The organism is Microcystis sp. LE19-84.1B, from assembly GCF_027531875.1.
Taxonomy (GTDB): Bacteria; Cyanobacteriota; Cyanobacteriia; order Cyanobacteriales; family Microcystaceae; genus Microcystis; species Microcystis panniformis.
On record NZ_JAPZSR010000485.1, the window covers coordinates 18530 to 34125 of the forward strand.

Sequence of the window (15596 nt, forward strand, 5' to 3'; positions counted from 1 at the left end):
TACCAGGGGTCAACTTTTGGCGAATCAGCCAAGTTTTTACTTAAATCCTCAATCATAGCCAACAATTGATATTATCTCCCATTACCATTACCGAAAAATCTAAAGAAATTCCGCACAATTACCCGCCATCGCCCTATGAACCAGAATCCTCCTAACGATGATAACCCGAATCTCCCCGATCGCCGCAAGGAGGATTTTCTCTATCCTCGCGCCCCCTACTATGGTGAATTTAAGCCAGAAAACTTGCTATTTAACGCCAATTTACAGGAATTTGCCCAAAAAGTCAGTTTTATTTGTAATCTAGAAACGGGGGGCAAAATCAGTTCTCTAGAAGCCTACCAAAAAATTAAAGCCCTCTGGAAAGACTTAAAACAGAGCAAAAAAGGCCTAGGCATTGGGGAAAATCCCTTTCAAAAAGATGATGATACCTAAAGGAAAAAAATGCTGGGACAGAAATATTTTCTGCCCCATAGAATTAGATGAGCAAACGCTTAAAAATTACCGTGATTTTGGATGGCAGTTTCTAATTTTGCCACCACTTCCTCGACGCTAATTACTCCTAAATCGCCCGTGGCACGGGTGCGAATACTTAAACTATTACTTTCCATTTCTTTTGCCCCCACCACTGCCATCACGGGTATTTTTGCGGTTTCAGCATTGCGAATCATTTTACCCAAACGTTCGCCACTGGTATCGGTTTCGGCGCGAATTCCTAACAACTGCATTTTCACTGTCACCTCTTTAGCGTAATCCAATTGAGTATCACTAACCGGTAATAATCGTATCTGGACAGGGGCTAACCAAAGAGGAAAATCTCCCGCGTATTCTTCGATTAAAATACCGATTAAACGTTCCAAAGAACCAAAAGGTGCGCGATGAATCATCACTGGACGTTTACGATTACCATCTTCGGCAACGTATTCTAGTTCAAAACGTTCGGGTAAATTATAATCTACCTGTACCGTTCCTAACTGCCATTCTCTTTCGAGGGCATCTTGGAAAATAAAGTCTAATTTCGGACCATAAAAAGCCGCTTCTCCAGGAGCTTCAAAATAATCCATCCCCAAAGTTTGCACCGCTTTTCTAATCGCTGATTGTGCCTTTTCCCAAGCTTCATCGGAACCGATATACTTATCCGATTCGGGGTCACGAAAACTCAATCGCGCCTTAAAATTCTTTAGTTGTAAACTCTTAAACACCGTCAAAATTAAATCAACAACGCTTAAAAATTCCTTGTCTAATTGTTCGGGAGTGACAAACAAATGGGAATCATCGACGGTAAAACCGCGAACTCTAGTTAATCCTCCCAATTCTCCCGATTGTTCGTAACGATAAACTGTCCCGAATTCTGCCAAACGCATCGGCAATTCCCGATAGGATCTCAAATCACTTTTATAGATTTGAATATGAAAAGGACAGTTCATCGGTTTGAGGACAAATCCTATTTCCTTACTAGCAGATTCCTCATCGTCTGCCATCATGGGAAACATATCTTCTTTGTACTTTTGCCAGTGACCGGAAATTTTAAACAAATCGACGCGAGCAATATGGGGAGTAACTACGGGTAAATAACCGCGTTTTAACTGTTCTTTTTTCAGAAAATCTTCTAACAAAGAACGAATTAAAGTTCCTTTCGGTGTCCATAAAGGCAACCCCGGCCCGACAGAATCAGAGAAAATAAATAAACCTAATTCTTTGCCTAATTTCCGATGGTCGCGTTTGAGTGCTTCTTCCTTACGGCGCTTGTATTCGGCTAATTGTTGGGGATTTTCCCATGCCGTGCCGTAAATGCGCTGTAATTGGGCTTTATTCTCATCCCCGCGCCAATAAGCACCCGCTACCGTCTCTAATTCGATCGCCTTAACGTCTAGTTCACTTGTATTATCTAGGTGCGGACCAGCGCACAAATCCCACCAAGCGTCCCCAAGATGATAGAGGGTGATGGGTTCTTGAATTCCCGCCAGAATTTCCAGCTTATAGGGTTCATTAATCGCTTTAATGCGCTTTTCCGCCTCTTCCCGAGAAACTTGCTCGCGAATGACCGGCAGTTTTTTATTGATGATTTTGACCATCTCTTTTTTGATGTCCTTGAGATCCTTATCGGTAAAAGGTTCCGGCACATCAAAATCGTAGTAAAATCCGGTTTCAGTCCAAGGCCCGATAGTAACTTGGGCTTTCGGGAATAATTTCTGCACCGCCATGGCCATAACATGGGAGGTGGTGTGACGAATGCGCTTGAGGTGGTCGGATTCGCTGGTTTTCGGTAGTTTAATCGGGGCTTGGTTATCCATATCTCTTCAATTTACACCTTCTCTATTCTCTATTTTAATAGTAAAAGGAGTCTTTAGTCAGGAAAAAAATCAGGATAGATATCAATGCCATTTCCCCTCATCTCTAACCTCTAACCCCTCATCTCTATTTCTCGATGAAAAAACTAATTTTATCCTGTTTATTTTTGGGATTGGTTGCTTGTAATTCTTCGGTTAATACGACGGATAACCAAAAACCGAAGGTAATATCCACTAGCACAATTATCGCCGATTTAACTGCACGAGTGGGCGGTGAAGAAATTGACCATCAAGATATTTTAAAACCGGGGGATGATCCCCACGTTTATGAACCAGTTCCCGCCGATAGTGTGGCTTTAGAAAAAGCCGATTTAATTCTCTATAACGGTTATAATCTCGAACCGGGGTTAATTAAAATGATCAATTCTACGGGAATTAAAGCTAAAAAAGTGGCTGTGGGAGAAGCAATCAAGCCTTTACAATTGGAAAAAGAGGGGCAGAAAGTCCCCGATCCCCACGTTTGGGGTTCGGCGAAAAATGGCATAATCATGGTGGAAAAAATCCGAGATCAATTGATTGAATTAAGTCCCGAAGATAAAGAGATTTTTACTGAAAATGCCGCCCAATTAATCGCAGAATTAGAAAATCTTGATCGCTGGATTACTGCGGCTATTGAAACTATCCCCCCTTCCCAAAGACAATTAGTCACCACTCATGACGCTTTTCAGTATTATGCTCATGCCTACGGTTTAACAGTAGCGGGAACTTTAATTGGTATTAGTACGGAAGAACAACCTAGCGCCCAAACGGTGAAAAATTTAGCCGATGCTATTAAAAATCTCCGGGTTCCTGCTATCTTTGCCGAGACGACTATTAATCCCGCTTTAATTACCACTGTAGCCGAAGAAGCGGGGGTGAAATTAGCACCACAACAATTATATTCTGATTCGATCGGCGCGGTGGGTACTGGGGGGGATAGTTATGTAAAAATGCTGAAAGAAAATACTCGATCGATCGTGGAATCTTTAGGAGGAAAAGTACCCGAATAAAAATAAATAATTGGGGGAAGTGGGGAAGTGGGGAATTTAGGTGATGGGGGTGCGTTACCGTAGGCTAACACCCCCGCAAGAGATGGTTATCTATTTCCCAAATCCTTTACCGCGATTGACAGCAGGTAAAATGAGACAATTGTTAATCTGTTCTTTTAGGGTTTCATGATCGAGATTTTGACCGATAAGAACTAGCTGATTTTTTGGAGTACCTTTCCATTCGTCATCTTCGAGAGTAAAACGTTTACCACTGAGGTGGAAAATATGACGTTTAGGACTTTCATCAAACCAGAGAATACCCTTAGCGCGGAAAACGCTTTCCGGTAACTGATTATCGAGGAAATATTGGAACTTCCGAATCGAAAAAGGTTGGTCACTAGCAAAGGAAATAGAAGTAAATCCATCTACCTCTAAATGATTGGAATGGTCGTGATGATCATGATCATGATCGTGGTGATGATGATCGTGATCATGATCGCAATGGTCGTGATCGTGATCGTGGTGATGATGGTCGTGGTGTTCTTCTTCTGTGTCGAAATATTTATCCGATTCAAATAGTCCGACGCTGAGAATTAAGGGTAAAGGAACCTGACTTTTGCTAGTGCGAATAATTCTTGCTCCTTCCTTCATGTCCCGGATTCTTATTTCTAAAGAATCCACATCCCCTTCATCCACTAGATCGGTTTTATTGAGAACAATAATATCACCGTAGGTGATTTGACTTAAGGCCGCTTGCGAGTTGAATAAATCGAGACTAAAATTGGCACAATCCACCATAGTGACAATGGAATCTAAACGAGTCATTTCCCGTAATTCCGTTCCTAAAAAGGTTAAAGCTACTGGTAAAGGATCGGCTAATCCCGTGGTTTCTACGACTAAATAATCGATTTTTTCGGGACGTTCGAGAACTTTATAAACTGCTTGAATTAAATCCTCGTTAATCGTGCAGCAAATACAGCCATTATTTAATTCTACCATGCTGTCATCACTGCTGATAATCAGTTCATTATCGATACCGATTTCACCAAATTCATTGACAAGAACAGCAGTTTTTAATCCCTGTTGATTGCTGAGAATATGATTGAGGAGAGTAGTCTTACCACTACCAAGAAAACCAGTAATAATTGTTACCGGTAGCCCTTTTTTTGGCACTGACATCGTGTTAATAGCTTGTGATTCGACGGTTTGCATAATGATTTGGGGGTGAGTATTCTGTCACTAAAAAGCGATTTTTCGGGATGAGATGGCTAGTTTTTCTCGATCGAACAGTCTCCACTCGATCGCCGACTATTTTTATTGTAGATATTTTTGCACCACATCCCATCCTGTTAGGCTAACAAAAAGAAAACCCAGAAACAATAAAAGATTAGTGCCGATGTGGAGAGACCGCGCTAGAGGTGGACGGGTTGTAATGTTCAGGCCGCTAATTGCCGAAACAAAAACCAGAAAAACCACCGATAAACCCGCTATCAGGTGGGAAGAGTGACCTAAACTGCCATAATGACCGATTGTTCCCACTAATCCGATTCCCAGCAGAATTAAGACCAAAGCAACCATGATCAGGCCGCTGAGGAGATGAAAGGATCTTAACCATTTTGGTCGAGATTGGCCCGCAAGTCGTCGATAACCCATGTTTACCCCCGAAACCGCTAGTAAAAAATAGGCAAAGAGGGCAAATCCCATCGACCAAGCGGCAATTTTCCATAACCAGAGAAAGGAGGGGAGATTCATAGGGGTGGGATTATTGTTAGCAAGGAAAGGGACGACCGATCGTGTTAATTTAAGTTTACCGGACAAAAATCAGCAAGTTAGGGCTAATATGTCTCATCTCACCATCGACACGGAAAATAATCAGCGTCAACCCTTTGAGTTACCTGGGGCTAAACCCCATTATAACCCCGATCGACCCGGACAAGTTAATCATATTTTTCTCGATTTAATTATTGATATTCCCCGACAAAGTTTTCAGGGCAGCTGTCAGATTACCCTCACCCCCATTCGTCAGGGAATTAGCAGTTTAACCCTGGATGCAGTGGATCTAAATATTAATTCTGTGTTCATTGAAGGTATCAGTCAACCCTTTGACTATGATCGTTCTCTGCTGACCATTCATCTGCTACAACCCACCAGCGATAAACCGATTATCCTGACGATTAACTATCAAGTTAACCAACCACAACGGGGATTATATTTTATTGCCCCCGACGAATACTATCCCGACAAACCGATGCAAGTTTGGACCCAGGGAGAAGATGAAGATTCTCGCTTTTGGTTTCCCTGTTTTGATTACCCCGGCCAATTAGCCACCTCCGAAATTCGGGTTAAAATTCCCCAACCCTATATGGCTATTTCTAACGGGGAATTAATCTCAGTGGAACCCGTTGGTGAGGACAGAATTTATCACTGGTCACAAAAGCAAATTCATCCTACCTATTTAATGACTCTTGCGGTGGGAAATTTTGCCGAATTATGCGACTCATGGAATGGTGTTCCTGTTACTTATTATGTGGAAAAAGGACGGGAAGAAGAGGGACAAAGAAGTATGGGTAAAACTCCCCGCATGATCGAGTTTTTTAGCCAAAAGTTTGGTTATCCCTATCCCTATCCCAAATACGCGCAAGTTTGTGTAGATGATTTTATTTTTGGTGGGATGGAAAATACTTCCACCACAATTTTAACCGATCGCTGTTTAATTGATCAAAGAGCCAGCATCGATCATACTTGGACAGAAAGCTTAGTTGCCCATGAATTAGCTCATCAATGGTTCGGTGATTTAGTGGTAATTAAACACTGGTCTCACGCTTGGATTAAAGAGGGAATGGCCTCCTATTCTGAGGTTTTATGGACAGAATCGGAATACGGAAAAGCTGCTGCTAGTTATTATTTATTAGGGGAAGCAAGAAGTTATTTAGAAGAAGATACTTCCCGCTATCGTCGTCCGATTGTTACTCATGTTTATCGAGAAGCGATCGAACTTTATGATCGTCATCTCTACGAAAAAGGTGCTTGTGTTTATCAGATGATCCGCTCTATTTTAGGGGAAGATTTATTTGAAAAAGCGATTCATACTTTTGTGCGGGATAATGCCCATAAAACCGTAGAAACTGTGGACTTATTGCGGGCGATCGAAAAAGCGACTGGCTACAATTTATTATTCCTCTTTGATCAGTACGTTTATCGCGGTGGTCATCCCGATTATAAGGTGTCCTACAGTTGGGACAATGAGAATAATTTAGCCCAATTAACCGTCACCCAAACTCAGGATGAAAAGGAACTATTCGACTTGAAAATTCCCGTCGCTTTTGCCTATATCAACTCTGAGGATCTTACCTACAATCTCCGGATTCACCAAAAAGAACAAAGTTTCTATTTTCCCCTAGCACAAAAGCCCGATTTTGTCAAGTTCGATCGGGGTAATAATTTCCTCAAAACCGTCACTCTTGAGTATCCCATCGGTGAATTAAAAGCGCAATTACAACAGGATCCCGATCCAATTTCCCGTATCTATGCAGCCATAGCCATTGCTAAAAAAGGCGGTTTAGATGCGATCGAAGCTTTAGGGACATCCCTAGAAAATGAGCCTTTTTGGGGTGTGCGTGTGGAGGTGGCCAAACAGTTAGCAACTCTTGGTTTAGATCAGGCAGTTACTGCTTTAATTAAAGGTTTAAACGACGAAAAAGCGCAAGTACGTCGGGCAATTGTCGAGGGATTAAGTGAAATTAAAACCTTAGATAGTTATAACGCGCTTAAATCCCGATTAGAAGCTGGAGATGCTAGTTATTATGTGGAAGCGGCCACGGCGCGAGGATTAGGCTCCATGGCCGTGGGACAATTGCAAAATCAAGAAGGGGAAATTATTGACCTGCTCAATCACATTTTACAGTCAAGAAAGGGGTGGAATGAGGTAGTAAGAGCGGGCGCGATTGGGGGTTTAAGCCAGTTAAAAACCTCGCCGGCGGCTTTGGAGTCAATTTTGACCTACACGGCTTTAGGCACGCCTCAACCCCTGAGATTAGCCGCTATCCGCGCCCTGGGAGCAATTTCTTCGGGACAAACAACGGATAAATTAACCGTAATTTTGGAACGTTTAGAAACCATTGCCAAGGAAACTTTTTTCTTGACACAAGTGGCACTGTGTAACGCTTTAGGACAGATAGAAAATGCCAAAGCTATCGCTATTTTACAAGCTTTGAGCGATCGAACTCCCGATGGTCGCGTCCGTCGTGTAGCCGAGGAAGCAGTACAAAAAGTCCAGAAAAAATTAGGTTCCGACAAAGCAATTCAGGAAATTCGCGAGGAATTAGAAAAAATGAAACAGGAAAATCAGGAACTTAAAAGTCGTTTGACCAAATTAGAGGCGAAAAATAGTTAGTTAACCTGAGTTATCAGTTATCAGTCAATATAAACACCGAATTTTGAACAATTATGCAACAATTTATTCAACAGTTAAAAATTAATTTATCCTTGACAGTAACCTAGAAGTTTTATCATTGACTTTCCTAAACATCCTTAGCTAATCATCGCCAATAAACCTTGATAAAAAATCTGAAAACTAGGAGAACAATTATGAGCAGGAGTCATAAATTGAGAAATTTCTCTGGCTGCTTTCACTTTTTCTAAACCTCCTCGATGATACCCAGCTTTTTGAAGTATCTTTTCTAAGTTTTCCCAAGTTCCGCCCGTAATTTCATCGGGTTTTCTGTATTTTGCTTGCTGTCCCACATTAGTAGAAACTTTGGGATAGGCTGAGACTATAGCCTGAATATCACCAAAAAACCAAGCTTCTAGTTCTTCTATAGCAATTCTATTTAACACCTGAAATGTTTTTTTATCTTCACTAATCGTTTTGGTTATCATTCCTGTTTGTTGGGCAATATTTTCTAACTTTTCTTTGAGCATTTGACAATCTTCATTGTCTCTATCTACAAGAATAATGATTCGATAATCATCGGGTATCCAGCATTGATAGCCTTTTAATCGCTCCGGTAGCTTTTTGATTAAATCGGATTTACCTCGAAAGGCATGAATTTTATAGGTGACATTCTCAAATAATATTTTAGGTAAAATTTGATTTAAACATTCTTGGGTAGAAAATTCTTCGACTAAAAATTCAAGATGCACTTTTTCCCTCCTTTGCTATTAAATTTAAATGCTAGGATTACCCACATCAAAATAGTCCTCCATCCATAATTGACCCAACAAAGCACCATTTTGAATAAATTCCTTAACTCCTTGCATTGCTGAAGTACGTTTAGCTTGAGTAAAACCATTTTCATCTCGATAAAGTACCCAAACTTCTTCTGGTTTCAAACCATCTACAAAAAAGGGAGAATGAGTTGTTACCATTAATTGTGTACTTGCGGTCGCTGCCCGACATTCTTCTGCTAATGCAGGTAATAAACGGGGATGAAGATGATTTTCTGGTTCTTCTATTCCCAGTAATTGCGGCGGGCTTGGATCATATAAAATAGTTAAATAAGCCAACATTTTTAAAGTGCCATCGGAGGCAAATTTGGCAAGAATTGGCTCTTGAAAAGGTGCGTCTTTAATCTGAAGTAAAAGCTGTCCATTCGGCATAATAGATGCTTCTACTTTTTCTAATCTAGGAATTCGACGAGAAAGGGTTTGTAAAATAGATTCTAATCGTTGAGGATGATCTTCTTTTAAATATTGAATAACATTAGGTAAATTGTCACCAGTTGGGGATAATCTTTCTTGCGCTCCTGCTTCTGGTTGAGTGCGAGTATTATCTGCGGTTAAGTAGGAAAGATACCAACTTGTGACAAAACGACGCAAAGCACTAACCCGGGGATGTTTGGCCAATTGTCCCAGGGTACTAACAGCTAAAAATTCCGGGGAGTCTAATCGTTCAGAAATTCGTTTATCTTTTGGTTTGGGATTTTCTCCACTAATCACTATTCCTTCCCCTTCTTTAAAGTCTAAAAAGCGATAAGGTTTACCCTTCGCTCCTTGTCTCCACTGTAACCATTCTTCGGCAACATAAGGGCGATTGTTAGCTTCATTAATAGCTAAATGATAGGTAATTAAAGATGAGTCTTTGGTTTCTCTATATTTTAATTCGATAATGATGTAACCTTCTTGTCCTCTAGTTCTTAATTCTTTAAATCTTCCCCGTCTGTCCCAAGCTTTTCTTAAACCAACAGTAAAACATTCAGAGAGGAAAGCAAAGACATCAAATATGGTAGATTTTCCGCTCCCATTAGAACCGAGAAAAACGGTTAAAGGAGTAATGCTTTTTAATTCTAAGTCCTGTAAAGCTCGGTAATTTTGCACGCGCAGATTTTCGATTCGAGGTATAGAGTTTTTAGACATTGATTGTTGCTCTCTGCTGCTTTTAGCTCGTCTTGTCCCAGATTAGCTGTTAATTTCCCCAGTTCCCCGAAAAAACTGCTCAATTTTTAGTAATCTCTACTTATAATACCAAATCCAATGGGTGATCAGATACACCCGTTTCTCTTTCCTGAGTTTCCCCATCATCTGCTTTGTCCAGACCAGAATCAGCCTTGACTTGGCTTTAAGGTTTATTTTATAAAAAACTCTCTAATAAACCCAGAGTTTTTAAATTGAGTAATCGATAAATTTCTCACTTGGATTGTCAAAATCAGTGAGTAAGGTCGCTTTTCTTGGTTTTAAATGTACCGTTTGTTCTGGTTGTAACTGTAACTGCTTGTACTCCTCACGATTGAGATAAGCCACCACCATTTCCCCATCGGCTAACATTAATTCTACTTGTATTTCCCAGCCTAAATGAATAACTCTTTTTACCACTGCCCAACTATTCAACCCATCTTGATTGGGCATAATTTCTAGGTCGTGGGGACGGATAAAAACGGTGGAATTATCCCCCGGATGATGTCCATTACCTAATCCTGCTAGATTAGGTAAAATATTCACTTCCCCAATAAACTGCATCACAAAAGGTGTGGCAGGATGATCGTAAATTTCGGCGGGAGAACCCACCTGTTCAATTCTACCATGATTCATCACGACAATCGTATCGGCTACTTCCATTGCTTCCTCTTGATCGTGGGTAACAAAAACACTGGTAACGTGAACTTCTTCGTGTAAATTTCTCAGCCATACCCTTAATTCTTTTCTGACTTTTGCATCTAAAGCTCCAAAGGGTTCATCTAATAATAATACATTCGGTTGAATGGCTAAAGCGCGGGCTAAAGCTACTCGCTGCCGTTGTCCTCCCGATAATTGGGCGGGATAGCGATCGCCTAATCCTTGTAATTGAATTAATTCTAATAGTTCCTCAACTTTTTTCTTAATTACTGGCGATTTTTGCTGGCGAATTTCTAGACCAAAAGCAATATTTTGACGGACAGTTAAATGTTTAAATAGGGCATAATGTTGGAAAACAAAGCCGATATTTCTCCGTCTAGGATCTAGATGAGTGGTATCTTGTCCATTAATAATAATCGCGCCACTGTCGGGAGTTTCTAATCCCGCAATTGAACGTAATAAGGTAGATTTTCCCGATCCCGATGGTCCGAGGAGGGCGACTAATTTACCTTCAGGAATGGTTAAATTGATATTATCTAAAGCTTGAAAGTTGCCGAAACGTTTAGAAACTTGCTGGATGGTAATACTCATATTTTAGGTTAATTGTAGTTAAGTAAGTAGGTGGGTGGAATTAAATATAAGATGAACGGAGGTTGGGTTGAAGTATGAAACCCAACGCCCTCATAATTTTTAGGTTTTTTGTAGTTATGTAGTGTGAATTTTGTGGGCGGTTTTACGTTCGAGAATTTCTTTGATAATTAAAGTAACTCCCGCTAGTAAAGCTAGAATAGCCGCCGCACTAAAAGCGGCAGGAGTGAGATAATTTTTATAAGCCTGTTCTACGAAAATTGGCAGGGTGGCAGTTCTGCCTAAAATACTGCCAGAAACCACAGAAACCGCCCCAAATTCTCCCATCGCCCGGGCATTAGTTAACAGCACTCCGTACATCAATCCCCAACGAATATTGGGTAAAGTTACGCGCCAGAAAATCTGCCAATCATTTGCCCCTAAAGTGCGCCCCGCTTCCTCTTGTTCTAAGCCAATTTCTTCTAAGACTGGGATAACTTCTCTAGCGACAAAAGGCATAGTAACAAATATAGTTGCTAATACCATTCCGGGTAAAGCAAAAAGTATTTTTATATCGAAAAATTCTAGAAAAGAACCTAACCAACCATTGCGCCCATAGAGCAGTACAATCATTAAACCCGCTACCACAGGAGAAACGGCAAAAGGTAAGTCAATTAAACTAATTAATAACGTTTTGCCACGAAATTGATTGCGAGCAATTACCCAGGCTGCACAAAGTCCAAAAATTGTGTTTAAGGGTACAGTAATTAGGGCAATAATTACTGTTAATCTTACCGCTTCGATAAAGTCAGAAGTTCCCGCCGCTTCTAAAAAAGCTTGGAATCCATTGCGAAAAGCATAGTAAAATACTGCCGCTGCTGGAATAAAAAGCAAGAAGGCAAGATAAACAAGGGCGACGATAATTAATAGGGGTTTGTAATCCCATTCTTTCGTTTTAGTTAAGGCTTTTGGATTCTGCATTTTTGATCTGTCTCCAGTCATACTCTAATGTTTTTTTACTCTTTACTTAACTCTGTATTTTTGCCCCCATTGCTGCAGGAAATTAATTACTACTAACATCAGTAGGGAAACCAGTAATAAAACCATGCCGATTACTGTCGCCCCTGTGTAATCATATTCCTCTAGTCTTTGGAAGATTAAAACTGGGGCAATTAAATCCTTAAAGGGGATATTAGAGGAGATAATAACTACAGAACCATATTCACCGATCGCTCTGGCAAAACCGAGGGCAACTCCTGTTAAAATAGCCGGTAGTATTGTGGGAAAAATCACTAGCCAAAAGATTTGCCAAGAGGAAGCACCTAAAGATAAAGCCGCTTCTTCTACTTCTTTTTCCATTTCCTGTAAAACCGGCTGTAGGGTGCGGACAATGAAGGGTAAAGCGATAAATAACATCGCCACAAAAACCCCTAAAATGGTAAAGGATATCTTAATGCCAAAGGGGGCAAAAAATTGACCGATCCAACCGTTATCACTGTAAACTGTGGCTAGGACTAAACCAGCAACAGAAGTGGGTAAAGCAAAGGGCAAATCTACACAAGCATCGACAATTTTTTTACCCGGGAATCGATACCGCACTAATACCCAAGCGATAATAGTGCCAAAAACTCCGTCAATTAATCCGGCGATTAAGGAAGTAAAAAAAGTGACTTGGTAAGCGGATAAAGAAATCGGTAAAGTGGCGATGCGCCAAAATTCGGCAAAACCAAGAGTTAGGGATTTAGCAAATAATGCCGCTGCCGGTAAAACCAACAAAACCACTAGATAACTAATGGTAATTACCCAAGGAATAGAAACTTTTTTCAGGGGTTGACTGGGAGATAAAGATAATTGTGGGTTAGCCATTGTTAATTATTGCTAAGTAAGTAGTTCCAATTAAATAGAAGATAAATTTTGCCTTTGATCCCCCCTGCCCCCCTTGATCAGGGGGGTGCCGATCCCCCCTGCCCCCCTTGATCAGGGGGGTGCCGATCCCCCCTTAATCCCCCCTTGATCAGGGGGGTGGGGATCCGCCTTGATCAGGGGGGGTGCCGATTAGAGATTACCAATTGTCCGCTTCTTCAAGAACTTGTGCTGAATCATACCAAACTTCTACATCTAAATCTGCCAGATAGGAAAGGGCATTTTCTATCCCTTGGGAGTTGCCTTGTAGTTGTAGATCGAACCAGCCATCTTGATTATTATTGGCAGCTAACAAAGCGGAAAATATATTCACTTTTAGACCAGGAAAAGAACCTAAACGTGCTATAATAGGCTCGTTAATATATTGTTTAGGAATGCGAATTTTTATTCTTCGGGAAGTGGGGCGATCAAGTCCAGATTGATCGAGATGTAAGTCACTTTGGGGATGATTAATAGTTTGCCATTGAGGTTGATTGTCCATGGTTTTTCTCCTTTAAGATTTACCAGCTTTAGTCAAAATTTTATCGAAGACGGCTCCACTATCAAAGAATTGTTTTTGTACCTGATCCCAACCTCCTAAATCCTGCACGGTAAAGAGATTTTTTATCTGAGGAAATTTACTCTCAAACTCTTTAACTATCGTCGGTTCAACGGGACGAAAACCCACCTGAGCAAATTCCCTCTGTGCCTCTGGGGTAAATAAAAACTGCACAAAAGCCTCGGCCACTTTTCTCGTACCTTTTTTATCCACATTGGCATCAACAACCGCCACGGGATTATCAATAGAAATGTTGTAATCAGTAGGAACAATGTAAGCTAACTTCTCACCTTTTTGATTAGCGAGAATCATCTCGTTTTCGTAATTAATTAGCACATTTCCCTGGCCTTGTTTAAAAAACACATCACTAGATTCGCGAGCGTCTCTAGGTAAAACTGGCGCATTTTTAAACACTTTTTCGACAAAAGTTTCCGCCGCTTCTTCACTACCTCCTGCTTGCGTCACCGAACCCCAAAGAGCGAGAAAATTCCAGCGCGCTCCGCCAGAAGTCTTGGGATTAGCGGTAATAACTTTAATATTATCCTTGGCTAAATCTGACCATTGATTAATTTTAATATTGGCATCGCGAGGAACAAAAGCCACCACAGATTTATGAACAATAGATTCATTCGGAGCTTCTTTTTCCCAACCGGGTTGAATTAATCCCGCTTGCTCAATTTTCTTGGTATCCAAAGCTAAAGCCAACGCTACCACATCCGCTTCTAAACCATCGATAACGGCGCGAGTTTGGGAACCGGAACCACCATAACTCTGTTCAAAAGTTACTTTTTGCCCCGTTTTTTGTTGCCATTCCTCGACAAATTTGGGAATGATTTTTTCGTAGGCGCTTTGGGTAACAGCATAGGAAACAAGCGTCACAGTCACGGGTTTTTGGCTGTCATTGCCGCTATTGGTGGGGGATGAGGTACAAGATGCCAGCATTCCTCCCGTCAGGACAGTTGCCATGAGTAGGGATAAACAAGACTGGGATGACGGCATCGGCGGCGCTCCTAAGCTTTACTCTGAGGTTGTATCTGTTTTCAGGTCTGCTTTAATCTTACAGCACAGGAAATAAAATTTCAATACATTTATAAAACAAATTGGGAATAAGGCGATAACAAGGGAAACTGTGAGAAGATAAAATCAGTGCTACATCTAGGTTTGAGACTATGGGCAAGAGCGTCAAAGCCAAAAAAACAACCCTCCTACAACAACTGATTAACCAGAGTTTTCTCTTTCGCGGACTAGAGGAAGCTTGGTTAAGTCAGTATCTCGATGCCGACAATCTCAAGCTAGAGAGGCTATTTTCCAATCGTCCCGTCTATACGGCTTTTCTCCCCGATGAATTTCTAGATGTTTTGTATGTGATTTTGGATGAGGGTGTAATCGTTGTCCGCAGCACTCCCCTCGACCGGATTATTGCCATTACCTACCCTGGCGGCTGTTTTGGTATGAGGAGTTTACCCTTTAGTTATGGTTTAGCCAGTCGTGCCTTTCCCTGTTTGGTGGAATCCTATAAAACTACCCACGTCCTGAAAATTCCCTTATCGTCCCTAGAAAAGATTTACAACGATAACGAAAGTTTTCGTCAACGGTACTGTTTTTTATTTGAATTACAGCAAAAATTCGAGTATCATCTGCTTAATTGTAGTAGCTATCCACCCCAAGCTGTAGCCACTTTACTGAGAGCTTTAATCTATCAAGAAAGAGAATTAGGCAGTCAACCAGATGCCGAAAATATCTATACTTTTGATTTATCCGTCGATGTGATTGCTCGCGCTTGTCAACTCAATCAACGCACCGTCGAACAGGTATTAAAAGGATTGCAAAACGTGGGATTAATTGCCTCAGAATCGACGGGGGATTTAATTCGGGTACTGGATGCCGAGGGGTTAAAAGAAGTTTACAGTGCCACCAGAGATAAAGTTAATTGGTGGCCCCTAAGATAAGCAGGTTTGGCCCTATTTATTATTGCAATTGACAGCGCTTTAAGGCATCTTCGGCAGCCGCTTTGGTGGCATCCTGTTTCCGTTTACCTTTACCTGTACCGTAGAGAAGGTTATTAACCCGCACTTCGGCGGTAAATTCCCTAGCGTGGGGCGGTCCGGTAACATCGATGATCGCATATTCTGGATTAGAGGCGAAATTAGCCAGCGCCCACTGTTGAAAGAGATTTTTAGCATCGATAAAAGATGGCGATTC

15 protein-coding genes are annotated in these 15596 nt (G+C 41.2%); 4 read left to right on the forward strand and 11 right to left on the reverse strand.

Going from position 1 to position 15596, the window contains the following annotated elements; genetic code table 11:
* Nucleotides 1-135: 135 nt before the first annotated feature.
* Nucleotides 136-432, forward strand: a complete 297-nt coding sequence (locus O9324_RS26935) for a DUF7219 family protein (protein WP_002743720.1) — start codon at nt 136-138, stop codon at nt 430-432.
* Nucleotides 433-491: 59 nt separating this feature from the next.
* Here O9324_RS26935 and thrS read toward each other — a convergent pair whose 3' ends face one another.
* Nucleotides 492-2291, reverse strand: a complete 1800-nt coding sequence (gene thrS / locus O9324_RS26940; RefSeq protein ID WP_288141814.1) for a threonine--tRNA ligase — start codon at nt 2289-2291, stop codon at nt 492-494.
* Between the two features lie 134 nt (nt 2292-2425).
* On the opposite strand from thrS, the gene O9324_RS26945 reads away from it, so the two are divergent.
* Nucleotides 2426-3337, forward strand: a complete 912-nt coding sequence (locus O9324_RS26945) for a metal ABC transporter solute-binding protein, Zn/Mn family (RefSeq protein ID WP_288141815.1) — start codon at nt 2426-2428, stop codon at nt 3335-3337.
* Between the two features lie 90 nt (nt 3338-3427).
* Here O9324_RS26945 and O9324_RS26950 read toward each other — a convergent pair whose 3' ends face one another.
* Both O9324_RS26950 and O9324_RS26955 read right to left on the reverse strand, forming a co-directional pair.
* Nucleotides 3428-4528, reverse strand: coding sequence for a CobW family GTP-binding protein (locus tag O9324_RS26950; RefSeq protein WP_288141816.1), 1101 nt, complete (start codon nt 4526-4528; stop codon nt 3428-3430).
* Nucleotides 4529-4630: 102 nt separating this feature from the next.
* The gene (locus tag O9324_RS26955; RefSeq protein ID WP_043996694.1) at nt 4631-5068 is read right to left on the reverse strand and encodes a DUF4079 domain-containing protein; all 438 of its coding nucleotides are present in this window, start codon (nt 5066-5068) and stop codon (nt 4631-4633) included.
* Between the two features lie 4 nt (nt 5069-5072).
* Here O9324_RS26955 and O9324_RS26960 point away from each other — a divergent pair, with 4 nt between their 5' ends.
* Nucleotides 5073-7709: a M1 family metallopeptidase gene (locus tag O9324_RS26960; RefSeq protein WP_288141817.1), complete on the forward strand. Its 2637-nt coding sequence runs from the start codon at nt 5073-5075 to the stop codon at nt 7707-7709.
* Between the two features lie 137 nt (nt 7710-7846).
* Here the strand turns inward: O9324_RS26960 and O9324_RS26965 are convergent, their stop codons facing one another.
* The 7 genes from O9324_RS26965 to O9324_RS26995 all read right to left on the reverse strand — a co-directional run bounded on the left by O9324_RS26965 (nt 7847) and on the right by O9324_RS26995 (nt 14393).
* Nucleotides 7847-8458, reverse strand: coding sequence for a DUF4276 family protein (locus O9324_RS26965; protein WP_002768377.1), 612 nt, complete (start codon nt 8456-8458; stop codon nt 7847-7849).
* A gap of 24 nt (nt 8459-8482) precedes the next feature.
* Complete coding sequence (locus O9324_RS26970; RefSeq protein WP_287629484.1) at nt 8483-9670, reverse strand: AAA family ATPase; 1188 nt, start codon at nt 9668-9670, stop codon at nt 8483-8485.
* 246 nt (nt 9671-9916) lie between these two features.
* Nucleotides 9917-10957 carry a sulfate/molybdate ABC transporter ATP-binding protein gene (locus O9324_RS26975; RefSeq protein WP_002768375.1) on the reverse strand — a complete coding sequence of 347 codons (1041 nt, stop codon included), beginning with the start codon at nt 10955-10957 and terminating at the stop codon, nt 9917-9919.
* Between the two features lie 114 nt (nt 10958-11071).
* Nucleotides 11072-11914 (reverse strand): sulfate ABC transporter permease subunit CysW, encoded by an 843-nt coding sequence (cysW, locus tag O9324_RS26980; RefSeq protein ID WP_002768374.1) that lies wholly within the window; start codon nt 11912-11914, stop codon nt 11072-11074.
* Nucleotides 11915-11956: 42 nt separating this feature from the next.
* A complete protein-coding gene (gene cysT, locus O9324_RS26985) occupies nt 11957-12799 on the reverse strand; it encodes a sulfate ABC transporter permease subunit CysT (RefSeq protein WP_002768373.1) in 843 nt (280 codons plus the stop codon).
* A 196-nt stretch (nt 12800-12995) separates the two neighbouring features.
* On the reverse strand, nt 12996-13337 hold the full coding sequence (locus tag O9324_RS26990; protein WP_002768372.1) for an NIL domain-containing protein: 342 nt from the start codon (nt 13335-13337) through the stop codon (nt 12996-12998).
* A 12-nt stretch (nt 13338-13349) separates the two neighbouring features.
* Entirely contained in the window at nt 13350-14393 is a 1044-nt protein-coding gene (locus O9324_RS26995) for a sulfate ABC transporter substrate-binding protein (RefSeq protein ID WP_002789376.1), read from the reverse strand.
* A 170-nt stretch (nt 14394-14563) separates the two neighbouring features.
* On the opposite strand from O9324_RS26995, the gene O9324_RS27000 reads away from it, so the two are divergent.
* A complete protein-coding gene (locus O9324_RS27000; protein WP_288141818.1) occupies nt 14564-15343 on the forward strand; it encodes a Crp/Fnr family transcriptional regulator in 780 nt (259 codons plus the stop codon).
* A gap of 19 nt (nt 15344-15362) precedes the next feature.
* Here O9324_RS27000 and O9324_RS27005 read toward each other — a convergent pair.
* A partial coding sequence (locus O9324_RS27005; protein ID WP_287633426.1) for a putative dsRNA-binding protein occupies nt 15363-15596 on the reverse strand: 234 nt, incomplete at its 5' end.